Below are 22,878 nucleotides of genomic sequence, written 5' to 3'. Positions count from 1 at the left end.
ACCGCGTGCGAAATTTACTGGAACAAATCCAGAATCGCCTTGAAGAGCTGAACAAGGCCGAGCGCAAAGTCGCCGAGGTGATCCTGCTCAACCCGCAGCAGGCCACCCGGTTCAGCATCGCTGCCCTCGCCCAGGCGGCTTCGGTCAGCGAACCGACGGTCAACCGTTTCTGCCGTTCGTTCGGCGTCAGCGGCTACCCCGAGCTCAAACTTCAACTGGCCCAGAGCCTGGCCAGTGGCGCCGCGTACGTCAGCCGTGCGGTGGAAGCCGACGACAATCCGGAAGCCTATACCCAGAAAATCTTCGGCAGCGCCATCGCCTCGCTGGACAGCGCTTGCCAGGCACTGGACCCGAACCTGATCAGCCGCGCCGTCGACCTGTTGATCCAGGCCCGGCAGATCCACTTCTTCGGCCTCGGCGCCTCGGCCCCGGTGGCCCTGGATGCCCAGCACAAGTTCTTCCGCTTCAACCTTGCCGTCACGGCCCACGCGGACGTGCTGATGCAGCGCATGATTGCCTCGGTGGCCCACACCGGCGAGCTGTTCGTGATCATTTCCTATACCGGTCGCACCCGCGAACTGGTGGAAGTCGCACGCATTGCCCGGGAAAACGGCGCATCGGTGCTGGGCCTGACCGCCGAGAACTCGCCGCTGGCCAAGGCCAGCACCCTGAGCCTGAACATTCCACTGCCGGAAGACACCGACATCTACATGCCGATGACGTCGCGGATCATCCAGCTGACCGTACTGGACGTGCTCGCCACCGGCATGACCTTGCGCCGGGGCGTGGATTTCCAGCCGCACTTGCGCAAGATCAAGGAGAGCTTGAATGCCAGCCGGTATCCGGTGGGTGACGAGTTCAACTGACCCGAAATCTCGGCTGACCTATCCGGCCTCTTCGCTAGCAGGCTCGCTCCCACACTGGATCTTCAGTGAACACAGCATTTGTGTTCAAAACCAGTCCCCTGTGGGAGCGAGCCCGCTCGCGAAAGGGCCGGTCGCATCACCGCAAATGCCGAGCTAAGCCCCCACCCGCGCCTGCAAACTCAAATGCGCCCGCTCCCCAGGTTTCAGGCACAGGCTGTCGGTACCGCCGCTTGCGGCCTCTACGCAAACGAATTCGGATATCTCGCTCCAGGTCACGCCGAGCAACGGCCGTGAACCGGGATGCCAAACCACCGTGTCGGCCGTGTCGCCGGTATCGATGCACAGCGCCCGCTGCCAGGCATGGTCGTTGAGCTGCAATTCGCCGTCATGCTGGAACACTCGCTGACAACCGCCGTCCACGCGCAACTCGCCTTCCTGCTGACAAACCTGTCGGCTCAACTGGTCATAACCCTGCGCACCGTCCAGCCCAGACAGCGCTATCTCACTGACATCGCCAATACGCCAGTAAGCGTGCAAAGCCTGGCTCAACTGGCACGGCATGTCATCCTGATGCTCGGTGCTCAGGCGCAACTCCATGCGCTCGCCCAGATGCGCGTGCAGGTCCACCTGCCAGTCGCACAACTTCAGTTGCCAGTGCAATCGCACGCCATCGTCGTCACTGTTGCTGTCGAGCAGCTTCCAGTCGAGCAGCCGCGCCCAGCCATGGGACGGCCAGGCGTTTTCGCTCGGATGCCGGCCATACCACGGCCAACACACCGGCACGCCACCGCGAATGGCACCGACCTGCGGCCACTTCGCCGCGCACCAGAGCCAGGGTTTCTGGCCCTGTGGCTGGAAGTGCAACAACTGCGCGCCCTGACGGCTGAACACCGCCTGACACAGCGGATGATCGATCACCAGCACGTCGCGCATCTGATAGCGCTCCCACGCGAACACCGGACGCTCGCGCAAGGATTTGAAGAAGCGTTGTAGCGGATGCTCAAGCATGTGCCACGGTCCTGAAATCATCTGTCACCGGGGTGCGCGGCCCGCAAAAAAAAGCGGACAGCCAGGGCTGTCCGCAAAAATGCGCACATTGAGGAGAGCTTATCGCAACAGCGTCAGAACACCGACTGAATTTTCAGGCCGGCCACCAGCGCGTTGTCGACTTCATCCACACCACCCGGGTGCGTGATGTATTGCAGGTTGGGACGTACGGTCAGCCAGTTGGTCACGTGGAAGCCGTAGTTGATCTCGTAGTTGTATTCGGTTTCACGAATGGGCGAGAAAAGCGGGTTGTCGAAGTCCGAAACACCGTTGGCCGCGTTGGTCAGTTCGGCGTTTTTCTTCACGTCATCGTTGACATGGATACGGGCGAAACCGATGCCCACGTCATCCTTCGGACGCGCGTCGAACGGCCCCTTGTACACAAACATCAGCGACTGGTAGTTGTCGATGAAGTTGGTGTCCTTGTCGTGGAAAGTGGCGTTGGCCGCGATGTTCAGACCGCGAGAAGCGTCGCCGTTGTGGTTGGTGAGTTGCTGCTGCGCGACGAACCAGTAGCCGTGCTTGCTATCGTGGACGCGCAAAGGGTTGCCGGTGGTCGCTGCGTCCTGACCGTTGTCGTCTTCGCGAACGTCGTTGGCATCGGAGGTACTTTTGTAGTAACCGACACGGTATTCGCCCGGCAGGTTGTTGACCTTCGGCGACCAGACCAGCTCGACCGGCAGGACGGTGCCATTGGTACCACTGCCGCTGAGCTTGAAGCCGTTGCCGTGCTCCAGTTGCGACGTGTTCTGGTTGTACGCGCCGATCTGGGCGTAGAGCTCGTCATTGATGTTGTACTTCACGCGGATCGCCGCCTGGCTGACCGGCCAGTTGTACCAGATGTTGGTGGCCCAGTTACCCACTTGGGATCCGCAGAACGCCAGGTTCTGGAATTCGCACGGGAAGGTGTTGAAGTCTTCACCTTCGCCGAAGTAACCGGCCTTGACGTCCAGCTTGTTGTCGAAGAACTGATGCTGAATCCACAACTGGGTCAGACGCACCATGTGGCCACGGCCGAAGACTTCCTGGGAGGAACTCAGGGTGCCGGCACGCGGGTCGCCGATACGGTCGTTGGAGATGTTCTCACCGTTACGGTTGGTGAGCTGGATCTTGGCCTGGGTGTTGTCCCAGCCCAGCAGTTTTTCCAGGTCCAGCGCCGCCCCAAGGCCGAACTGATCAGCGTAGCGCGCGGTCTTGTCATCGTTGAAACCGCCATGCAGGTTAGCGCCGACTTCACCGACGTAGTCCATCTTGATGTCGATGCCCTGCTCGATCAGTTTGGTACGCTCGCCACCCCAATCGCCCGTCATCCATTTGGAGCCGGAGCTGAACGCTTCATCGGCCATCGCATTGCCGGCCAGAACCAGTGCTGCCGCTGCTGACACTTGGCAGATCAACCGGGCCTTGTTCTTCATCTTCATCCCTACATCCTCGTTTTATTGTTATTAACTTTTCTTTTTTAACGCGGTTACATCAGTTGCGACGCACGACAGGCCGTGCATCGCGGATCCCCTGTGGGAGCGAGCCTGCTCGCGAAAGCGGTGAATCAGGCGACATCTTTTTCGAGTCTCAGACCGCATTCGCGAGCAGGCTCGCTCCCACATTTGTTCTTCAGCGGCCTTTGAACTGTGCGACGTTGGCAACATGTGATTCGGTTTTCGCTACGCCAGCGACGCCCAGTCGCTCACCCGTTTTCGCATCGAACAGCAGCACTTTCGCCGGGTCGAATTGCAGGTTCAGCGTCTCGCCCACCGCCGGCGCCACGTCCGGCGCCATGCGGCAGCAGACTTTGGTGTCGTTGAGATTGACGAAAACCAGGGTGTCGGGACCGGTCGGTTCGGTGACCTGCACTTCGGCACGAATGGTCGGCAAACCGTTCGCTTCGCCGTTGGCCAGAACGATCTGCTCAGGGCGCATGCCGAGGATCACTTCGCGATCTTCAAGACCGGCGTCCTGCATGCCCAACGGCAGTTCGCAACGGGCCTGGCCGCTGTCGAGCAGCGCCAGCAAACGACCGTCCTTGCGCTGTAAGCGCAGCGGAATGAAGTTCATCGGCGGCGAACCGATGAAGCTCGCCACGAACAGGTTGGCCGGGTCGTTGTAGATGTCCTTCGGCGTGCCGAACTGCTGGATGATCCCGTCTTTCATCACCGCAACCTTGTCACCCAGGGTCATGGCTTCGATCTGGTCGTGGGTCACATAGACCGTGGTGGTTTTCAGGCGCTGGTGCATCAATTTCATTTCGGTGCGCATCTCGACCCGCAGCTTGGCGTCGAGGTTGGACAGCGGTTCGTCGAACAGATAAATCTTCGGCCGCCGCGCCAGGGCACGGCCCATCGCCACGCGCTGCTGCTGGCCACCGGAGAGCTGGCCAGGCTTACGGTTGAGCAGGTGTTCGATCTGCAACAGCTTGGAGACGCGGGCCACCTCTTCGTCGATTTCCGCGGTCGGCATTTTGCGGATCTTCAGGCCGAACTCGATGTTCTCGCGCACGCTCATGGTCGGGTACAGCGCATAGGACTGGAACACCATGGCGATGTCGCGATCCTTGGGGCTCATGCCGCTGATGTCGGCGCCGTCCACCAGGATCGCGCCGCCGCTGATGGTTTCCAGGCCGGCGATGCAGTTCATCAAGGTCGACTTGCCGCAGCCCGACGGGCCGACCAGGATCAGGAATTCCCCGTCATCGATCTTCAGTTCGATGTTTTTCAGGGTGTCCGGCAAACCGGCGCCGTAGGTCTTGTTGACGTTGCGTAATTCGAGAGTTGCCATGTTTCTACCCCTTGACCGCGCCGGACGTCAGCCCACGCAGGAAATACTTGCCAGCGAATATGTAGACCAGCAGTGTCGGCAGCCCGGCGATCATCGCGGCGGCCATATCAACGTTGTATTCCTTGACCCCGGTGCTGGTGTTGACCAGGTTGTTCAGGGCCACGGTAATTGGCTGGGCATCGCCACTGGCGAAGACCACGCCGAACAGGAAGTCGTTCCAGATCTGGGTGAACTGCCAGATCAGGCAGACCATCACGATGGGGATCGACATCGGCAGCAGGATCTTCCAGAAGATCGTGAAGAAGCCTGCGCCATCGAGCCGGGCGGCCTTGACCAGCGCATCCGGAATGCTCACGTAGTAGTTACGGAAGAACAGCGTGGTGAACGCCAGGCCGTAGACCACGTGCACCAGCACCAGGCCCGAGGTGGTGTTGGCCAGGCCGAATTTGCCGAGGGTGAACGAGGCCGGCAGCAGCACGGTCTGGAACGGCAGGAAGCAGCCGAACAGCAACAGGCCGAAGAACAGCTGCGAACCACGGAAGCGCCACATCGACAGCACGTAGCCGTTCATGGCCCCGACGAAGGTGGAGATCAGCACCGCCGGTACGGTGATTTTCACCGAGTTCCAGAAGTAGCCGCCGACCACGTCCCAGGCCTTGATCCAGCCGATGCCGTCAATCACGGTCGGCCAGCTCAGCAGGTTGCCGGTGCGGATGTCTTCCGGGGATTTGAAGCTGGTCAGCAGCATCACCACCAGCGGGATCAGGTACACCGCCGCGGCCAAAAGCAGCGTGGAGTAGATCGCAATGCGGCTGAAGCTCAGGGCTGGTTTGCCGAGTTGATTAGTCATGGCGTTTGCCTCGCAGCTCGGAGTACAGGTACGGCACGAGGATGGTCAGCACGGCGCCGAGCATCAGCATGGCGCTGGCCGAACCGATGCCCATCTGGCCACGGCTGAAGGTGAAGGAATACATGAACATCGCCGGCAGGTCGGAGGAGTAACCCGGACCACCCGCAGTCATCGCCGCGACCAGGTCGAAGCTCTTGATCGCGATGTGCGCGAGGATCATGAAGGCACTGAAGAACACCGGGCGCAGGCTCGGCAGCACGATCCTCAGGTAGATGGTCGGCAGGCTCGCACCGTCGACTTGCGCGGCACGGATGATCGATTGATCGACGCCGCGCAGACCAGCGAGGAACATCGCCATGACAAACCCGGAGGCTTGCCACACGGCGGCGATCACCAGGCAGTAAACCACGCGATCCTGATCCACCAGCCAGTCGAGACGCAAGCCCTCCCAGCCCCAGTCACGCAGCATCTTGTCCAGGCCCAGGCCCGGGTTGAGCAGCCATTTCCACGCCGTACCGGTGACGATCATCGACAGCGCCATCGGGTACAGGTAGATGGTGCGGATAAAGCCTTCCTTTCGGATGCGCTGGTCCAGCAGCACGGCGAGGAACACGCCCAGCACCAGGCTGATGCCGATGAACATGCCGCCGAACAGCGCGAGGTTCTTGCTCGCGACCCACCAGCGGTCGTTGTCCATCAGGCGCATGTATTGCTGCAGACCGACCCACTTGTAGCTCGGCATGAAGCTGGAGTTGGTGAAGGACAGAATGAACGTCCAGATGATGTAACCGTAGAAGCCAACCAACACGATCAGCATGCTCGGCGCGAGTACCAACTTGGGTAGCCAGCGTTGCAGCGCATCGAACGGTGAGGCTTTGCTGAAAACCGCCACAGAGCTCATCGGGATAATCCAGGTGGAGAAGTGAAATCCGGACAGAGTTCCCCCCTGTAGGAGCGAGCTTGCTCGCGATGGAATCAAGAACACCGTGTTCTGTCTGGATTAGCGCGGTGTCTGGTAGTCCATCGCGAGCAAGCTCGCTCCTACAATGGGGCGGAGCTCTCTCAGGGGTTTGCCGCAGGATTCTCCTGCGGTGATTGCGAATTACTGGGCCGCTTTGACAGCAGAAGCCAGTTGGGCGCTGGCCTTGGCCGGGTCAGCGTCCTTGTCGTTCATGAAGTTGGTGACAACGTCGAAGATCGCGCCCTGCACAGCCAGGGAGGTGGCCATGTTGTGCGCCATGCTCGGTTGCAGGCCGCCGGTCTTGTCGTCCGCGATGAAGTCCTTCGCCGACTTCTGGGCACACTCGTCGAAGCCAAGCTTGTCCATTTCGTTCAGCATGTCATTACGCACCGGGATCGAACCCTTGTTCATGCTGAAGATTTTCTGGAAGTCGGTACCCAACGCGACCTTGGCCAGGTCTTGCTGGGCAGCGATGTCGCCCTTGCGATCGGCATTGAGCTTGAATACGGCCATCGAGTCGATGTTGTAGGTGAAGGCTTTTTCGGTGCCCGGGAACGCCACGCACTGGTAGTCCTTGCCCGCGATTTTCTTCGCGGCGGTCCACTCGCTTTTCGCCCAGTCGCCCATCATCTGCATACCGGCCTTGCCATTGATGACGTCGGCGGCGGCGATGTTCCAGTCACGACCGGCACGGTTCGGGTCCATATAGCCGGTGATCTTTTTCAGCTCAGCGAACGACTTGGTCATCTCCGGGCCGGACAGGGTTTTCTGGTCCAGATCGACCAGGGCCTTCTTGTAACCGTCGGCGCCCATGACCGAGAGCACCACGTCTTCAAACACGGTGCTGTCCTGCCAAGGCTGACCGCCGTGGGCGAGCGCGATGAAGCCTGCGGCCTTGAGCTTGTCGCCGGCGGCATAGAATTCTTCGAGGGTAGTCGGGGCTTTTTCGATCCCGGCTTTCTTGAACACTTGCGGGTTGATCCACAGCCAGTTCACGCGGTGGATATTCACCGGCACGGCCACGTAATCGCCTTCGTATTTGACGGTGTCAGAGACTTTCTTCGACAGCAGGCCATCCCAGTTTTCCGCCTTGGAAACGTCTTTCAACGCGTCGGTGCTGAGCAGGCCAGTGCTGCCCCACTCCTGGATGTCCGGACCCTTGATCTGGGCAACGCCCGGCGGGTTGCCGGCTACGGCGCGACTTTTGAGTACGGTCATGGCCGTGGAACCGCCACCACCGGCGACTGCGCCGTCCTTCCAGGTGAAGCCGTCTTTTTCGACTTGAGCCTTCAGGACATCGACCGCTGCTTTTTCACCACCGGAAGTCCACCAGTGAACGACTTCGACAGAACCTTTGGATTCGGCGGCGAGCACACTGAGGGGGAGCGCAGACAGGGAAGCGAGAGAAATGACAGTAGCGAGGCGAGAAATCGCATTCATCTAGGAGCACCTTTCTTGTTGTTATGCATGCAAGTCTGTTGCTTGCGCTGCATAGGATTCTAAACAGGCGCTATCCCCTCGCAGGTAACGAAGGGATGCGCGAATGTCACCGCATGGTTACATAGAACCGCTCTGGGACAGATGCGCCAGCGCCGTGGCCATGCTCGGCGCCAGCGCCAGGCGCGGAATCAGCACGGCTTGCCAGGCGTGGTAAAGGTCTGGCTTTCCGGGCCAGATATCGGCACTCGGGCGGTTCAGCGGGTCGAGTTCGTGATGCCAGCTGCCGCCTTCGCGGTCGATGAAATGACTGTCACAGAATTCCCAGAACAGTCGGTACCAGTGTTCATACTGCTCATCACCGGTGCGTTTAAGCAGCGCACTGGCGGCGGCACTCGCTTCGCAATGGGTCCAGTGTAGGCGATGGCGGACCACCGCTTTGTTGTCCCAATCCAGGGTGTAGACGATCCCCGGCGCACCATCGACGTCCCAGCCGTGGCGGCAGTTGTGCTCAAAGAGTTTTTGCGCGTCGATGCGCAGCCAGCCCGGCGTGAGCATCCCCGCCCTGACCCGCGAAGCTTCCAGATGCAGCAACAGCCGCGCCCACTCGAAACCGTGGCCCGGGGTGGTGCCATAGGGGCGGAAGCCGTCGGCCGGATTGTCACGGTTGTAGTCCCGCAGTGGCTGCCAGGCGTGATCGAAATGCTCGATCACCAGGTAATCGTTGGCAGCGGCGTGACCATGGATCACCCGCTCGACAATCCGCTGGGCACGGCTCAGCCAACGGTTGTCGTCAGTGACATCAGCCAGTGCAAGAAAGGCCTCGGTGGCGTGCATGTTGCTGTTGGCGCCGCGATAGGCTTCCTCCTCGCTCCAGTCGCGGTTGAAGGATTCGCGCATGGCGCCCTCCTCCTCGCTCCAGAAGTACGTATCGATGATGTCGACGGCATCATCGAGCAAGGCCTGCGCACCGGGACGCTGCGCGACTACCGCAGAACTCGCGGCCAGCGCGACGAAGGCATGCAGGTAGGCGTTCTTGCCGGTGTTGCCGTCGCGGTGTTCGGCAGCCGCGAACCAGCCGCCGTGAAGCGCATCCCGCAGTGGCCCGCGCAGTGCCGCGACACCGTGATCCACCAGCTCGGCAAAACCCGGCAGCCCCTGGATATGGGCCATGGCGAAGCTGTGGGTCATGCGCGCAGTGTTCATGGTCCAGGCTTGCGCATTGGCCGGAAGCCGACCTTTTTCATCGAGGTCGCCAAAGCCTTCAGGGAGCCTCGATGCCTTGGCAAACGCCAGCAGGCGCGAGCCTTCGGCAGCGAGCCATCGCTGATGGGCAGGTGCATTCAGCCAACTGCTGAAGGCCGGTTGGAAGGTGTCCATGACGTACCTTTTTTGTTGTTATGACTGCTGGGCAGCATAAACAACGGACGAAGGCTGGCTTGTAACGAAGGGGGTGGGTTATGTCACCGGCTTGTGACAATTGCCTTGAGGACAATGTTGAATGTTCTGCCGTCTTCGCGAGCAGGCTCGCTCCCACATTGGATTTGTGTACGACGCGCGCCCCTGTGGGAGCGAGCCTGCTCGCGAAGAACGATAACGCGGTTTAACTAATCGGCACTGCGGGGCAACTGCAGGGTCACCCGCAACCCGCCCTCACGCAGATTCTGCAAACTCACTTCACCACCGTGGCTATGGGCAATGTTGCGGGCAATCCCCAGCCCCAAGCCATACCCCTGCTGCTGCCCGGCCAGGCGGAAGTGCGGTTCGAACACCTGCTCCAGCCGCTGCTCTGGCACGCCCGGCCCTTCATCATCGACATGCAGGATAAACGCGCTGTCATCGTCATCGATGTACAGATGCGCGTTCTGCCCGTACTTCAACGCGTTATCGATCAAGTTGCCAATGCATCGCTTGAGCGCCAGCGGTTTCCCCGGATAGGCCGCCAGCGCCCGCCCCTGCTGGGTCACGCGGCCGTTGCCGTTCGGTGCCAGATACGGTTCCACCAGACAGTCGAGCACATGGTTGAGGTCCACCGGCTCGATGTTCTCGTGGATGTCGGTGTCTTTCACGCACTGCAGTGCGCCTTTGACCAGCAGCTCCAGCTCGTCCAGGTCACGCCCGAACTTGGCTTGCAGTGTTTCGTCTTCGAGCAATTCGACCCGCAGTCGCAGGCGGGTAATCGGAGTGCGCAGGTCGTGGGAAATCGCGCTGAACAACTGGCTGCGCTCGGTCAGGTAACGGCTGATGCGCTCGCGCATGGTGTTGAAGGCACGGCCGACTTCCACCACTTCGCTGCCACCACCTTCGGCCACCGGCTCGACATCGGCGCCCAGTGACAAGTCCCGCGCTGCCCGTGCCAGACGCTTGAGCGGACGACTCTGCCAGTGCACCAGCAGACCGATGAACAACAGCAGAAAGCCGCTGGTCAGGACGATGAACCACACCTGCTGTGCCGGCAGGCCCTGTTCTTCAAGACTGGTGTAAGGCTCGGGCAACAGCGAGGCGATGTACAGCCATTCGCCCGGTGCCATCTGGATCTGCGTGACCAGCACCGGCGGATTCACCGGTTCCAGGGTCAGCGCGTAGTGCGCCCAGGAACGTGGCAACTCATCGAGCTTCAGGCCGCCATTGAAGATGCGCAGGTCTTCCGGACTGACGAAGGTCACCGAGATGTCCGCGTCCTGACCGAGGGACTGGCGCAGCACCTCGTCCACGGCTTTGAGCACAGCCTCTTTGCGCGGGGTGATGGGCAGCACTTCCATGCCCAGGGGTTTGTCGTTGAGCGTCACCACGAACCGGGTGCCACCCATGCTGCGCAACTGATCGAGCACCAGGGGCCGAAACGCCACCGGCAACGAACGGAAGTAACTGACACTGGCCGCCATCGAATGGGCCAGGCTGCGGGCACTGGTGACCAGGCCCTCCAGCTGCGTGGCGCGCAGTTGCGACACCCAGATCACGCTCGACAGCGTCTGGGCGAACAGCACTGCCAGCAAGGTCAGCAGCAGCATCCGTCCCAACAGTGAACGCGGTACAGGGACCTTGGCGGCGAGATTGCGCAGAAACTCAGTGGCCATTGCTGGCAACCACATTGGCTGCCAATTGGTAACCACTGCCGCGCACGGTACGGATCAGCCGTGGTGGTTTTTCCGTATCGCGCAGACGCTGGCGCAAGCGGCTGACTGCCATGTCGACGATGCGATCGAGGGGCATCAGGTCGCGGCCACGGGTGGCGTTGCCGATGGTGTCGCGGTCGAGAATTTCCTGCGGGTGATCGAGGAACAGTTTCAGCAGTGCAAAGTCAGCACCCGAGAGAATCACCTCTTCGCCATCGATGTGAAACAGCCGATGGCTGACCATGTCCAGACGCCAGTCATCGAAGGCCAGCACCTCGCCACCGCTACGTTCCTGACCGAACTGCGCGCGACGCAACAGCGCCTTGATCCGCGCCTGCAACTCCCGTGGGCTGAACGGCTTGCCCAGATAATCGTCGGCGCCCAGTTCCAGACCGATGACGCGGTCGGCCTCGTCGGAACTGGCGGTGAGCATGATGATCGGCACCTGCGCCTGGCGTGGATGCTGGCGAATCCAGCGGCACAGGCTGAAGCCGTCTTCGTCGGGCAGCATCACATCAAGGATCACCAGATCGCTCGGCGCCTCGTTCAGCGCCTGGCGAAAACCGGCGCCGTCGGGCGTGGTACGCACCTGGAAACCGGCGCGGGTCAGGTAGGTATCCAGCAACTCGCGTATCTCTTGATCGTCATCGACCAACAAAATCGACTTGTTGACTGAGCTCACTTCGAAGGCATCCTTGTTGTTGGAATTAGCGGATTATGCCTGATGCACAGAATCTACAAACACCACAGAAGCAACTGTGGGAGCGAGCCTGCTCGCGAAATCGGTTTTACATTCAACACATTCGTTGACTGACACACCGCATTCGCGAGCAGGCTCGCTCCCACAGTTGATCGCCTTTCAGGCCGGGAGAGATTGCTCCAGCGCTACACCCGCGCCAACCAACCCCGAATACGGCGCCGTCACCAGCCACACCGGAATCCCCTTGAAGTAGTCGCTCATGCAACCCTTGTCGGCGAAGCATCGGGCGAAACCGCTCCGGAGGAAGAAGTCGGCAAAGCGCGGAATCACCCCGCCAACGATGTACACGCCAGCACGTCCACCGGTGGTCAGCACGTTGTTGCCGGCCACGCGACCGAGCCAGCAGCAGAACTGTTCAAGCACTTCCACGGCAATCGGGTCGCCCGCCAGTCCGGCAGCGGTGATGGCTTCCGGCGTGTCGAGCACCGGCGTGTGCCCGTCCACCGCGCAGATCGCCCGGTAGACGCGCGGCAAGCCGCCGCCGCTCAACGCGGTTTCAGCACTGACGTGACCGATTTCGTTGAAGATATGTTGCCAAAGCTGAGTTTCACGCGGGCTGCTCAACGGCAGGTCGACGTGACCGCCCTCCCCCGGCAACGCAGCGAACCGGCCCTCCCCTAAATCGAGCAAGGTGCCAACGCCCAGGCCGGTGCCCGGGCCAATCACCACCGCCGGGCGCAATGGCTCCGGCGTGCCCTCGCAGACCACGCGGAATTCGCCGGGCTGCAAACGGGTCATGCCCAGGGCCATGGCCGAGAAGTCGTTGACCAGCAACAGTTGCTCGACCTGCAAGGTCTGGCAAAAGCCCTTGCGGCTCAGACGCCAGTGATTGTTGGTGAATTTGAATTCGTCGCCGCTGACGGGACCCGCCACCGACAGGCACACCGATCCGATCGCCCCGGGTGCCAGCCCCAGGCCATTCAGGTAGAGGCTGATGGCCTCTTCCGGGCTGGGGAAATCTGCCGTTGCCAGCACCTGGACCGATTCCAGTTGCTGGTTTTTCCACAACGCGAAACGTGCGTTGGTCCCACCGATGTCACCGACCAAAGCCAGTTTCAATTAAGCGTCTCCAGGGCAGAAGTGAAGGCGCTGGCGCCCTGCTCCGCCGAGCTGAAGGCCATGCGCATGAAACCAAACAGTTCGCGACCGGTGCCGATGTTGTTGCCCAACAGGCCCTTGGCCGGCGTGCGCGCTGCGAATTCTTCGGCGTCCACCTTAAGCTCCAGGGTGCCTTTGACGCCATCGACGCGGATGATATCGCCCTCTTGCACCCGCGCCAAAGCGCCGCCTACATAGGCTTCGGGGCTGACATGAATGGCCGCCGGAATTTTCCCCGACGCGCCGGACATGCGTCCGTCGGTCACCAGCGCCACCTTGAAGCCGCGGTCCTGTAATACACCGAGGAACGGCGTCATCTTGTGCAACTCCGGCATGCCGTTGGAGCGAGGGCCCTGGAAGCGCATCACCGCGACAAAATCCTTCTCCAGCAAACCGGCCTTGAATGCATCGGCCAGATCCTGCTGATCCTGGAACACCATGGCTGGCGCTTCGACGATCTGGTTTTCCACGGCAACGGCGGAGACTTTCATCACACCGCGACCAAGGTTGCCTTCCATCACCCGCAGGCCACCTTCCGGCGAAAATGCGCGGGCAACCGGACGCAGGATGCTTTCATCGAGGCTGTCGGTCACGCCTTCGCGCCACACCAGCTTGCCGTTGTCGAGGAACGGCTCCTGGGTGTAGCGGCTCAGGCCGTGGCCCATCACGGTGTTGACGTTTTCGTGGAGCAACCCGGCTTCCAGCAGTTCACGGATCAGGAACGACATGCCGCCCGCGGCCTGGAAGTGGTTGATGTCGGCTTTGCCGTTCGGGTAGACGTGGCTCAGGGTCGGCACGACTTCGGAGAGGTCGGCCATGTCCTGCCAGGTCAATTGAATGCCCGCCGCCATGGCGATGGCCGGCATGTGCAGGGTGTGGTTGGTCGAGCCTCCCGTGGCGTGCAGCGCCACGATGGAGTTGACCAGCGAACGCTCGTCGACGATTTCACCGATCGGCATGAAGTCGCCGTTCTGCTTGGTCAGGCGCGTGACCTGGTGCGCGGCTTCGCGGGTCAAGGCATCGCGCAACGGCGTGTTCGGGTTGACGAAGGACGCGCCCGGCAGGTGCAGGCCCATGACTTCCATCAGCAACTGGTTGGTGTTGGCGGTGCCGTAGAAGGTACAGGTGCCAGGGCTGTGGTAGGACTTCATTTCCGATTCCAGCAGCTCTTCGCGGGTTGCCTTGCCTTCGGCGTATTTCTGGCGCACATCGGCTTTCTGCTTGTTGGAAATGCCCGACACCATCGGCCCGCCCGGCACGAAGATCATCGGCAGATGGCCGAAGCGCAGCGCGCCCATCATCAGGCCCGGCACGATCTTGTCGCAGATGCCGAGCAGCAGCGCGCCGTCGAACATGTTGTGGGACAGCGCTACGGCAGTAGACAACGCGATCACTTCGCGACTCGGCAGGCTCAACTCCATGCCCGGCTCGCCCTGGGTCACGCCATCGCACATGGCCGGCGTGCCACCGGCGAACTGGCCGACGGAGCCGATTTCACGCAGGGCCTTTTTGATCATCTCCGGAAAGACTTCGTACGGCTGGTGCGCCGAGAGCATGTCGTTATATGACGAAACTATCGCGATGTTCGCGGAGTTCATCATCCGCAGGCTGTGCTTGTCTTCGCTGCCGCAACCGGCCACGCCATGGGCGAAGTTGGCGCATTGCAGCTTGCCGCGCATCGGACCGTCGCTGGCCGCACCGCGGATCAATGCAAGGTAGGCCTCACGCGTGGCGCGGCTGCGGGCGATAAGCCGTTCAGTGACCTCAAGGACGCGGGGATGCATGTGTAGAACTCCAGGCTAACGGATGTGGCGACCTGATTGTCTATGCTGATCAAAGGCCGGTGTCGATGGGATGACAGACGGTTTAATTGACCATTCGGACCAGTTGATTCAGGTCACTCGTTGTAGATTGAACAAAATATTGCCATTAAAAAGGCTTGTTTTCTATTTTTTTACGAATAATCTTGTAATTCCAACAACAAAACGACGGTAGCGCCGCAATATGACTCTTCGAATCGCAATCAATGGTTTTGGCCGCATCGGCCGTAATGTCCTGCGTGCACTCTATACCCAGGGCTACCGTCAGGATCTGCAGATTGTCGCCATCAACGATTTGGGCGACAGCGCGATCAACGCTCATCTACTCAAGTACGACACCGTTCACGGCACATTCGATGCCGATGTCCAGCACGACCAGGAGAGCCTGACGGTCAACGGCGACCGCATTTCGGTCAGCGCCATCCGCAACCCGGCCGATTTGCCCTGGGCCGCGGAAAAGATTGATGTGGTATTCGAATGCACCGGTTTGTTCACCGACCGGGCCAAAGCCGCCGCGCATATTTCGGCGGGCGCGCACAAAGTCATTATCTCTGCACCGGCCAAAGGCGCCGACGCCACCGTCGTTTACGGGGTGAACCACGACATTCTGCGCCAGTCGCACCAGATCATTTCCAACGCGTCGTGCACCACCAACTGCCTGGCTCCGGTGGCCCAGGTGCTGCATCGCGAACTGGGCATCGAAAGCGGCTTGATGACCACCATTCACGCCTATACCAACGACCAGCACCTGACCGACGTCTATCACGTCGATCCGTACCGCGCCCGTTCGGCCACCCAGAACATGATCCCGAGCAAGACCGGTGCCGCCGAAGCCGTCGGCCTGGTGCTGCCGGAACTGGCAGGCAAATTGACCGGCATGGCGGTGCGCGTACCGGTGATCAACGTGTCGCTGGTGGACCTGACGGTGCAGCTCAAGCGCGAAGCGTCGGCCGATGAGGTCAATGCGCTGATGAAAGAAGCCAGCCAGCACTCGAAGATCCTTGGCTACAACACCCTGCCGCTGGTCTCCAGCGACTTCAACCACAACCCGCTGTCATCGATCTTCGACGCCAACCACACCAAATCCAGCGGCAAATTGCTCAAGGTACTGGCGTGGTATGACAACGAGTGGGGCTTCTCCAACCGCATGCTCGATAACTGCCTGGCACTGTGCAACGCCGAATAGGCAGCACGCCCCCGTTCTTGCAGGAGCGAGCTCGCGAAGGATGCAAGGACCTCGTGTTCATTCAGGCGCCCCTTGTCATCGTTAACGGCCATCGCGAGCAAGCTCGCGCCTACAGAGGGTTTGCGGCGACTCATGGATCCCGGGCACAAAAAAGCACCCCGCAGGGTGCTTCTTTTTGCATCTGACTTCAGCGGATCAATGAGCCTGCTGATTCTCCGACAAGATCAACTTGCCCTCTTTATCCACAGGGATCTGGTTCCCGGGATCACGATCCATGCGCACATTGCCTTCCTTGCCGTCCAGCGAATACCGCACGTCGTAACCGACAACCTTGTCGCTGATGTCATTCACCGTATTACAACGGGTCTGGGTCGTGGTGTAGGTATCACGCTCCTGCATGCCTTCCTGCACCTTGTTGCCGGCGTAACCACCGCCAACAGCACCCGCGACCGTGGCGATCTTCTTGCCGGTACCGCCACCGATCTGGTTACCCAGTAATCCACCCGCCAATGCACCGACCACCGTACCGGCGATCTGATGTTGATCTTTCACCGGCGCCTGCCGGGTGACCGTTACATCCTTGCACACTTCACGTGGAGTCTTGATTTGCGTCTTGACCGGCTCAACGGCGAGTACTTGCGCGTACTCTGGGCCGCTTTTAACCAGGCTGTAGGTGGCCACAGCACCCCCGGCAGTCACACCGACAGCACCCAGTACAGCACCAACCAGCATCGACTTGTTCACATGAACCTCCTGACCATCACATACGGGATAAACCCGCGCTTCTCCCAGCCTTGGAGCACAAAAAAAGGCGCGAGTTCAACTCGCGCCTTTTTCGGACTACATCGCTGGAAGACTGCTCTGGATTAGAGAGCCCCTCAAGGACGGTCGTCGACTTCCTTCTCGGTATTGGCAGGAGGAATCAGGTCCTCGGTGCTCAGGTTCAGCCAGATCAGCACCACGTTAGCGATGTAGATCGACGAGTAAGTACCCGCCATGACACCGACGAACAGGGCAATCGAGAAGCCGAACAGGTTGTCGCCACCGAAGAACAGCAGGGCCGCGATCGCCAGCAAGGTGGAGATCGAGGTCGCCATGGTCCGCAGCAGGGTTTGCGTGGTCGAGATGTTGATGTTCTCGATCAGGGTGGCCTTGCGCAGTACACGGAAGTTTTCGCGAACCCGGTCGAATACCACGATGGTGTCGTTGAGCGAGTAACCGATGATCGCCAGCACCGCCGCCAGCACCGTCAGGTCGAAGGTGACCTGGAAGAACGACAGGATACCGATGGTCACGATCACGTCGTGGATCAGGGACACGATCGCGCCGACCGCAAACTTCCACTGAAAGCGGAAAGCCAGGTAGATCAGGATGCCGCCCAGCGCCATCAGCATGCCGAGGCCGCCCTGGTCGCGCAGTTCCTCACCCACCTGCGGGCCGACGAACTCGACACGCTTGACCGTCGCCGGGTTCTCGCCGCCGACCTTTTGCAGGGCTTCGGCCACCTGGTGACCCAGTTGCGGGTCTTCGCCAGGCATGCGCACCAGCAGATCGGTGGTCGCACCGAAGTTCTGCACGACCGCTTCGTGATAGCCCGCGGTCACCAGCTGCTCACGCACCTTGGTGACATCGGCCGGACGCTCGTAGGTCAGCTCGATGAGCGTACCGCCGGTGAAGTCCAGGCCCCAGTTCATGCCCTTGTGGAAGACACTGAAGATTGCCAGTGCGGTAAGGAACAATGTGACGCCGAACGCAAAGTTGCGGACGCCCATGAAGTTGATTGTACGTAACATGGCAGCCCCTTAAATCCACAACTTCTTGAAGTCACGACCGCCGAAGATCAGGTTGACCATCGCGCGGGTCACCATGATGGCCGTGAACATCGAGGTAAAGATCCCGAGGGACATGGTCACTGCGAAGCCCTTGACCGGACCTGTGCCCATGGCAAACAGGATGCCGCCCACCAGCAGAGTGGTCAGGTTGGCGTCGAGAATCGCGGTGAACGCCCGGCCGAAGCCTTCGTTGATTGCGCGCTGCACGGTCATGCCGGCGGCGATCTCTTCACGGATCCGCGAGAAGATCAGCACGTTGGCGTCGACCGCCATACCCATGGTCAACACGATACCGGCGATACCCGGCAGGGTCAGCGTTGCCCCCAGCAGCGACATCAGGGCCAGCAGCATCACCATGTTCACCGCCAGCGCGACGGTGGCGATGAGGCCGAAGAAGCGGTAGATGGCCATGATGAACAGCGAGACGAACAGCATGCCCCACAACGATGCATCGATACCTTTGGTGATGTTGTCGGCACCCAGGCTTGGGCCAATGGTGCGCTCTTCAGCGAAGTACATCGGTGCCGCCAGACCACCGGCACGCAGCAGCAGCGCCAGCTCGGACGATTCGCCCTGGCCGTTCAGGCCAGTGATACGGAACTGGGCACCCAGCGGCGACTGGATGGTTGCCAGGCTGATGATCTTCTTCTCTTCCTTGAACGACTGCACCGCCACGTCTTTCTCGACGCCGTCGACCACTTGCTTGGTGTAAGTGGTGACAGGACGCTGCTCGATGAAGATCACCGCCATGCTGCGACCGACGTTCGAACGGGTCGCACGGCTCATCAGTTCGCCGCCGTGACCATCCAGACGGATGTTCACTTCCGGCGTGCCGTGCTCGCCGAAGCCCGCCTTGGCATCAGTCACCTGGTCACCGGTGATGATCAGGCCACGCTCGATGAGCGCAGGAGGACGCTTGCCCTCACGGAACTCGAATTCCTCGGAAGTGGCTTTCGAAGCACCAGGCTCAGCCGCCAGACGGAACTCCAGGTTGGCCGTCTTGCCGAGGATACGCTTGGCTTCGGCGGTGTCTTGCACGCCCGGCAGCTCAACCACGATGCGGTTGGCGCCCTGACGCTGAACGATCGGTTCGGCAACACCCAGCTCGTTGACGCGGTTACGTACCGTGGTCAGGTTCTGCTTGATGGAGTATTCGCGGATTTCCGCCAGCTTGGCCGGGGTCATCGCCAGACGCAGCACCGGTTGACCATTGAGGTCGGCCGGAACAATGTCGAAATCGTTGAAGTTCTTGCGGATGATGGTGCGAGCCTGTTCGCGGGTCGCTTCATCGGAGAAGCCCAGCTGGATGGCACCATTGAGCTGCGGCAGGCTGCGATAGCGCAGTTTCTCTTTACGCAACAGGCTCTTGACGTCGCCTTCGTAGACTTTCAGGCGTGCATCGAGGGCTTTTTCCATGTCCACTTCCAGCAGGAAGTGCACACCACCGGACAAGTCCAGGCCCAGCTTCATCGGGTGCGCAGCGAGGTTGCGCAGCCATTGCGGGGTGGTTTGCGCCAGGTTCAGTGCAACGACGTAGTCGTCACCCAACGCCTTGCGTACAACGTCCTTGGCCGGCAGCTGATCTTCAGCCTTGGTCAGGCGAATCAGACCGCCCTTGCCGTTGGCGGCCAGGGTGGCAGCCTTGACGTTGATTCCGGATTCTCTGAGCGCAGTGCTTACACGATCCAGATCAGCCTGATTGACCAGCAGCGCAGTGCTTGCACCGCTGACCTGAATGGCCGGGTCATCAGGGTAAAGATTGGGAGCGGAATAAATCAGACCGACCGCCAGCACCGCCAGGATCAGAATGTATTTCCACAGAGGATATTTGTTCAGCATCACGCCGCCCGTTTATGACGCGGGGCGCCTTGCGCGCCCCGTCGATTGAATATGAAGTTGAAACTCAGATCGCTTTCAGCGTGCCTTTTGGCAGCGTGGCAGCGATGGCGCCTTTCTGGAATTTCATTTCGACGGTGTCGGAAACTTCCAGAACGACGAAATCGTCGGCCACTTTGGTGATCTTGCCGGCGATGCCGCCGGTGGTCACAACTTCGTCGCCCTTTTGCAGGCTGCTCAGCAGGTTTTTCTGCTCTTTGGCGCGCTTGGCCTGTGGACGCCAGATCATCAGGTAGAAGATGACCAGGAAGCCGACCAGGAAAATCCACTCAAAGCCGCCGCCCATAGGGGCTGCCGCAGGGGCTGCAGCGTCTGCCATGGCATTAGAGATAAAAAAGCTCATTTAGCACTCCAGTTGCAAATGTTGAATCTTGGGGTCAGAAAACTCAGTCCAAAGGCGGCACGGGAAGCCCGCGTTTGGCGTAGAAGGCATCGACAAAGGCGGCCAATGTACCCTGTTGAATAGCCTCGCGCAAACCAGCCATAAGCACTTGATAATGGCGCAAGTTATGGATGGTATTGAGCATGCTTCCCAGCATTTCGCCGCACTTGTCCAGGTGATGCAGGTAAGCGCGGGAGAAGTTCTGGCAGGTATAGCAATCGCAGGTCGGATCCAGCGGCGAATCATCATGGCGATGGAACGCGTTTCGGATCTTCAGCACGCCGGTATCGATGAACAGATGCCCGTTGCGGGCATTACGGGTTGGCATCACGCAATCGAACATGTCCACACCGCGGCGCACACCCTCAACCAGATCTTCCGGTTTGCCAACGCCCATAAGGTAACGAGGTTTGTCAGCCGGCATCTGGCCCGGCAGGTAATCCAGCACCTTGATCATCTCGTGCTTCGGCTCGCCCACCGACAGACCGCCGATGGCCAGGCCATCAAAACCGATCTTGTCCAGGCCTTCCAGGGAGCGCATGCGCAAATCCTGGTGCATGCCGCCCTGAACGATGCCGAACAGCGCCGCCGTGTTGTCGCCATGGGCGTTTTTCGAGCGTTGGGCCCAACGCAGGGACAACTCCATCGATACACGGGCGACATCTTCGTCGGCCGGGTACGGCGTGCATTCGTCGAAAATCATCACGATGTCGGAGCCCAGGTCACGCTGCACCTGCATCGACTCTTCCGGGCCCATGAACACCTTGGCGCCGTCGACCGGCGAGGCGAAGGTCACGCCCTCCTCCTTGATCTTGCGCATGGCGCCCAGGCTGAACACCTGGAAACCACCGGAGTCGGTCAGAATCGGGCCTTTCCACTGCATGAAATCGTGCAGGTCGCCGTGCTTCTTGATCACTTCCATGCCCGGACGCAGCCACAGGTGGAAGGTGTTGCCCAGAATGATTTCAGCGCCAATCGCCTCGATATCCCGCGGCAGCATGCCCTTGACCGTGCCATAAGTGCCGACCGGCATGAAGGCCGGGGTCTCGACGGTGCCACGGGGGAAGGTCAGGCGACCACGACGAGCCTTGCCATCAGTGGCAAGCAGCTCAAACGACATACGACATTGGCGACTCATTCTTTGTCCTCAGGGCCACGTGGTGCGGGGTTACGGGTGATAAACATCGCATCACCGTAGCTGAAAAAGCGGTATTCGTTGTCGACGGCGGCTTTATAGGCGGCCATGGTCTCGGGATAACCGGCGAACGCCGAGACCAGCATCAACAACGTGGATTCAGGCAAATGGAAATTGGTGACCAGGGCATCGACCACATGAAACGGCCGGCCCGGGTAGATGAAGATGTCGGTATCGCCGCTGAACGGCTTGAGCACGCCATCGCGGGCGGCGCTTTCCAGGGAACGCACGCTGGTGGTCCCCACCGCCACCACCCGACCGCCGCGCGCGCGGCAGGCGGCAACCGCATCCACCACGTCCTGGCCGACTTCCAGCCATTCGCTGTGCATATGGTGGTCTTCGATCTTCTCCACGCGCACCGGCTGGAAGGTGCCGGCGCCAACGTGCAGGGTCACGAACGCTGTCTCGACGCCCTTGGCGGCAATCGCCTCCATCAGCACCTGATCGAAATGCAGCCCCGCCGTCGGCGCCGCCACCGCGCCCAAACGCTCGGCGTAGACGGTCTGGTAACGCTCGCGGTCCGCGCCTTCATCCGGGCGGTCTATATAAGGAGGCAACGGCATGTGCCCGACGCGGTCGAGCAGCGGCAGCACTTCCTCGGCAAACCCCAGCTCGAACAACGCATCATGACGCGCCAGCATCTCGGCCTCGCCACCGCCGTCGATCAGGATCTTCGACCCAGGCTTGGGCGATTTGCTGGAGCGCACATGGGCCAGCACGCGATGACTGTCCAGCACCCGCTCCACCAGGATTTCCAGCTTGCCGCCGGAAGCCTTCTGGCCAAACAGCCGCGCCGGAATCACCCGGGTATTGTTGAACACCATCAAATCGCCCGGGCGCAAATGCTCAAGCAAATCAGTGAATTGACGGTGTGCCAGGGCGCCGCTGACCCCATCCAGGGTCAACAGGCGACTACCGCGACGCTCGGCCAAAGGATGGCGGGCAATCAGCGAATCAGGAAGCTCGAAGGTAAAGTCAGCAACGCGCATGATGGGGTTCGTCTAGCAGGGCCGGGAAGTCTAGCGGAAATATCAAAAATTCTCCATGTACCTGATTGACCAGCGGTTATCTCATCTCTATACTCCGCGGCCATTGCCCTGATGGCGGAATTGGTAGACGCGGCGGATTCAAAATCCGTTTTCGAAAGGAGTGGGAGTTCGAGTCTCCCTCGGGGCACCAAAATTAAGAAAGGTCTTGCTTTGCAAGGCCTTTTTTTTCGCCCATAGAAAAGTGCCTGACACGCCGCCGACCTGTAGGAGCTGGCTTGCCAGCGATTTCTTTGAACTTCACACCCCTCGGTCAGTAAGACACTCATCAAGGATTCCCCCATGGAATTGCACCTGGAAACCGTCGCCCTCTTCTCCCTCAAGCTGGCTTATGAGACGGAAGATCAGAGCCCGATTTTGCGGGATGATCTGGTGATGGGGGATTACCAGCGGGATGTGTTTGAGTTGCTGGTGCGGGGGGGGGGATGTTGAAGGGATTCAGGTGAAGGTGGGTGAATGTGTGAGGTTGGCGTTGGAGGCTGTTGGGGGTGTGGATAAGCCGTTGGGGCGGGAGTTGGGGAGGTTGGCGGATGAGGTTTCCAGTATTCAGACAATGGAGCTGCTTGATGCCCCACTCATCGCCCTCAAGGATTACCTGAAAGACATTCAGTGAG

General features: G+C 60.4%; 19 protein-coding genes, 1 tRNA gene and 1 pseudogene. 4 read left to right on the top strand and 17 right to left on the bottom strand.

Translation table 11 applies throughout. The annotated features are described in order from the left end of the window. The first annotated feature begins 5 nt into the window (after positions 1-5). Entirely contained in the window at positions 6-866 is an 861-nt protein-coding gene (locus tag CAF65_RS15720; RefSeq protein ID WP_170948639.1) for a MurR/RpiR family transcriptional regulator, read from the top strand. Positions 867-1,019: 153 nt separating this feature from the next. Here the strand turns inward: CAF65_RS15720 and CAF65_RS15715 are convergent, their stop codons facing one another. From CAF65_RS15715 to edd, 11 genes are all read right to left on the bottom strand, one after another. Continuing rightward, entirely contained in the window at positions 1,020-1,874 is an 855-nt protein-coding gene (locus CAF65_RS15715) for a D-hexose-6-phosphate mutarotase (protein WP_085717096.1), read from the bottom strand. A gap of 113 nt (positions 1,875-1,987) precedes the next feature. Then, the gene (locus tag CAF65_RS15710) at positions 1,988-3,334 is read right to left on the bottom strand and encodes a carbohydrate porin (RefSeq protein WP_085717095.1); all 1,347 of its coding nucleotides are present in this window, start codon (positions 3,332-3,334) and stop codon (positions 1,988-1,990) included. A 190-nt stretch (positions 3,335-3,524) separates the two neighbouring features. Further along, the gene (locus tag CAF65_RS15705) at positions 3,525-4,685 is read right to left on the bottom strand and encodes an ABC transporter ATP-binding protein (RefSeq protein ID WP_085717094.1); all 1,161 of its coding nucleotides are present in this window, start codon (positions 4,683-4,685) and stop codon (positions 3,525-3,527) included. Positions 4,686-4,689: 4 nt separating this feature from the next. Continuing rightward, positions 4,690-5,535: a carbohydrate ABC transporter permease gene (locus CAF65_RS15700; protein ID WP_085717093.1), complete on the bottom strand. Its 846-nt coding sequence runs from the start codon at positions 5,533-5,535 to the stop codon at positions 4,690-4,692. Further along, complete coding sequence (locus tag CAF65_RS15695; RefSeq protein WP_085717092.1) at positions 5,528-6,436, bottom strand: carbohydrate ABC transporter permease; 909 nt, start codon at positions 6,434-6,436, stop codon at positions 5,528-5,530. The genes CAF65_RS15700 and CAF65_RS15695 overlap by 8 nt, the downstream gene beginning before the upstream one ends. 201 nt (positions 6,437-6,637) lie before the next feature. Further along, on the bottom strand, positions 6,638-7,936 hold the full coding sequence (locus CAF65_RS15690; RefSeq protein ID WP_085717091.1) for an ABC transporter substrate-binding protein: 1,299 nt from the start codon (positions 7,934-7,936) through the stop codon (positions 6,638-6,640). Between the two features lie 117 nt (positions 7,937-8,053). After that, positions 8,054-9,313: an AGE family epimerase/isomerase gene (locus tag CAF65_RS15685; RefSeq protein WP_085717090.1), complete on the bottom strand. Its 1,260-nt coding sequence runs from the start codon at positions 9,311-9,313 to the stop codon at positions 8,054-8,056. Between the two features lie 227 nt (positions 9,314-9,540). Next, entirely contained in the window at positions 9,541-11,010 is a 1,470-nt protein-coding gene (locus tag CAF65_RS15680; RefSeq protein WP_085717089.1) for an ATP-binding protein, read from the bottom strand. Then, positions 11,000-11,731 carry a response regulator gene (locus CAF65_RS15675; RefSeq protein ID WP_056725962.1) on the bottom strand — a complete coding sequence of 244 codons (732 nt, stop codon included), beginning with the start codon at positions 11,729-11,731 and terminating at the stop codon, positions 11,000-11,002. The genes CAF65_RS15680 and CAF65_RS15675 overlap by 11 nt, the downstream gene beginning before the upstream one ends. Before the next feature lie 177 nt (positions 11,732-11,908). Further along, a complete protein-coding gene (locus CAF65_RS15670) occupies positions 11,909-12,868 on the bottom strand; it encodes a glucokinase (protein WP_085717088.1) in 960 nt (319 codons plus the stop codon). Beyond that, positions 12,865-14,691 (bottom strand): phosphogluconate dehydratase, encoded by a 1,827-nt coding sequence (gene edd / locus CAF65_RS15665; RefSeq protein WP_085717087.1) that lies wholly within the window; start codon positions 14,689-14,691, stop codon positions 12,865-12,867. The genes CAF65_RS15670 and edd overlap by 4 nt, the downstream gene beginning before the upstream one ends. Positions 14,692-14,911: 220 nt before the next feature. Here edd and gap point away from each other — a divergent pair, with 220 nt between their 5' ends. After that, entirely contained in the window at positions 14,912-15,913 is a 1,002-nt protein-coding gene (gene gap / locus CAF65_RS15660; protein ID WP_085717086.1) for a type I glyceraldehyde-3-phosphate dehydrogenase, read from the top strand. Positions 15,914-16,108: 195 nt separating this feature from the next. On the opposite strand, the gene CAF65_RS15655 is transcribed toward gap, so the two are convergent. The 6 genes from CAF65_RS15655 to queA form a co-directional block, all read right to left on the bottom strand. Further along, positions 16,109-16,657, bottom strand: a complete 549-nt coding sequence (locus CAF65_RS15655; protein WP_085717085.1) for a glycine zipper 2TM domain-containing protein — start codon at positions 16,655-16,657, stop codon at positions 16,109-16,111. A gap of 134 nt (positions 16,658-16,791) precedes the next feature. Then, positions 16,792-17,706, bottom strand: coding sequence for a protein translocase subunit SecF (secF, locus tag CAF65_RS15650; RefSeq protein ID WP_085717084.1), 915 nt, complete (start codon positions 17,704-17,706; stop codon positions 16,792-16,794). A 9-nt stretch (positions 17,707-17,715) separates the two neighbouring features. Beyond that, positions 17,716-19,584 carry a protein translocase subunit SecD gene (secD, locus tag CAF65_RS15645; protein ID WP_085717083.1) on the bottom strand — a complete coding sequence of 623 codons (1,869 nt, stop codon included), beginning with the start codon at positions 19,582-19,584 and terminating at the stop codon, positions 17,716-17,718. 64 nt (positions 19,585-19,648) lie between these two features. After that, positions 19,649-19,984 carry a preprotein translocase subunit YajC gene (gene yajC, locus CAF65_RS15640; RefSeq protein ID WP_007956696.1) on the bottom strand — a complete coding sequence of 112 codons (336 nt, stop codon included), beginning with the start codon at positions 19,982-19,984 and terminating at the stop codon, positions 19,649-19,651. A gap of 43 nt (positions 19,985-20,027) precedes the next feature. After that, on the bottom strand, positions 20,028-21,143 hold the full coding sequence (gene tgt, locus CAF65_RS15635) for a tRNA guanosine(34) transglycosylase Tgt (protein WP_178076707.1): 1,116 nt from the start codon (positions 21,141-21,143) through the stop codon (positions 20,028-20,030). Positions 21,144-21,157: 14 nt separating this feature from the next. Next, positions 21,158-22,207 (bottom strand): tRNA preQ1(34) S-adenosylmethionine ribosyltransferase-isomerase QueA, encoded by a 1,050-nt coding sequence (queA, locus tag CAF65_RS15630; protein ID WP_008020244.1) that lies wholly within the window; start codon positions 22,205-22,207, stop codon positions 21,158-21,160. 105 nt (positions 22,208-22,312) lie between these two features. Here queA and CAF65_RS15625 point away from each other — a divergent pair. Together CAF65_RS15625 and CAF65_RS15620 are read left to right on the top strand one after the other, a co-directional pair. After that, positions 22,313-22,397: transfer RNA gene (locus CAF65_RS15625), tRNA-Leu, on the top strand. Between the two features lie 149 nt (positions 22,398-22,546). Further along, positions 22,547-22,877 (top strand): annotated as a pseudogene (locus CAF65_RS15620) (hypothetical protein). Position 22,878 lies beyond the last annotated feature (1 nt).

The organism is Pseudomonas sp. B28(2017) (assembly GCF_002113025.1).
In the GTDB taxonomy this organism is placed as follows: Bacteria; Pseudomonadota; Gammaproteobacteria; order Pseudomonadales; family Pseudomonadaceae; genus Aquipseudomonas.
This window is presented reverse-complemented; position numbering and strand designations above follow the sequence as displayed.

What these genes read in the sequence shown, in the direction of transcription:
- secF (WP_085717084.1), bottom strand. Translation starts at nt 17,706, where the DNA reads ATGTTACGTACAATCAACTTCATGGGCGTCCGCAACTTTGCGTTCGGC.
- CAF65_RS15680 (WP_085717089.1), bottom strand. Translation starts at nt 11,010, where the DNA reads ATGGCCACTGAGTTTCTGCGCAATCTCGCCGCCAAGGTCCCTGTACCG.
- CAF65_RS15710 (WP_085717095.1), bottom strand. Translation starts at nt 3,334, where the DNA reads ATGAAGATGAAGAACAAGGCCCGGTTGATCTGCCAAGTGTCAGCAGCG.
- edd (WP_085717087.1), bottom strand. Translation starts at nt 14,691, where the DNA reads ATGCATCCCCGCGTCCTTGAGGTCACTGAACGGCTTATCGCCCGCAGC.
- yajC (WP_007956696.1), bottom strand. Translation starts at nt 19,984, where the DNA reads ATGAGCTTTTTTATCTCTAATGCCATGGCAGACGCTGCAGCCCCTGCG.
- CAF65_RS15700 (WP_085717093.1), bottom strand. Translation starts at nt 5,535, where the DNA reads ATGACTAATCAACTCGGCAAACCAGCCCTGAGCTTCAGCCGCATTGCG.
- CAF65_RS15715 (WP_085717096.1), bottom strand. Translation starts at nt 1,874, where the DNA reads ATGCTTGAGCATCCGCTACAACGCTTCTTCAAATCCTTGCGCGAGCGT.
- tgt (WP_178076707.1), bottom strand. Translation starts at nt 21,143, where the DNA reads ATGTCGTTTGAGCTGCTTGCCACTGATGGCAAGGCTCGTCGTGGTCGC.
- CAF65_RS15705 (WP_085717094.1), bottom strand. Translation starts at nt 4,685, where the DNA reads ATGGCAACTCTCGAATTACGCAACGTCAACAAGACCTACGGCGCCGGT.
- CAF65_RS15695 (WP_085717092.1), bottom strand. Translation starts at nt 6,436, where the DNA reads ATGAGCTCTGTGGCGGTTTTCAGCAAAGCCTCACCGTTCGATGCGCTG.
- secD (WP_085717083.1), bottom strand. Translation starts at nt 19,584, where the DNA reads ATGCTGAACAAATATCCTCTGTGGAAATACATTCTGATCCTGGCGGTG.
- queA (WP_008020244.1), bottom strand. Translation starts at nt 22,207, where the DNA reads ATGCGCGTTGCTGACTTTACCTTCGAGCTTCCTGATTCGCTGATTGCC.
- CAF65_RS15685 (WP_085717090.1), bottom strand. Translation starts at nt 9,313, where the DNA reads ATGGACACCTTCCAACCGGCCTTCAGCAGTTGGCTGAATGCACCTGCC.
- CAF65_RS15690 (WP_085717091.1), bottom strand. Translation starts at nt 7,936, where the DNA reads ATGAATGCGATTTCTCGCCTCGCTACTGTCATTTCTCTCGCTTCCCTG.
- gap (WP_085717086.1), top strand. Translation starts at nt 14,912, where the DNA reads ATGACTCTTCGAATCGCAATCAATGGTTTTGGCCGCATCGGCCGTAAT.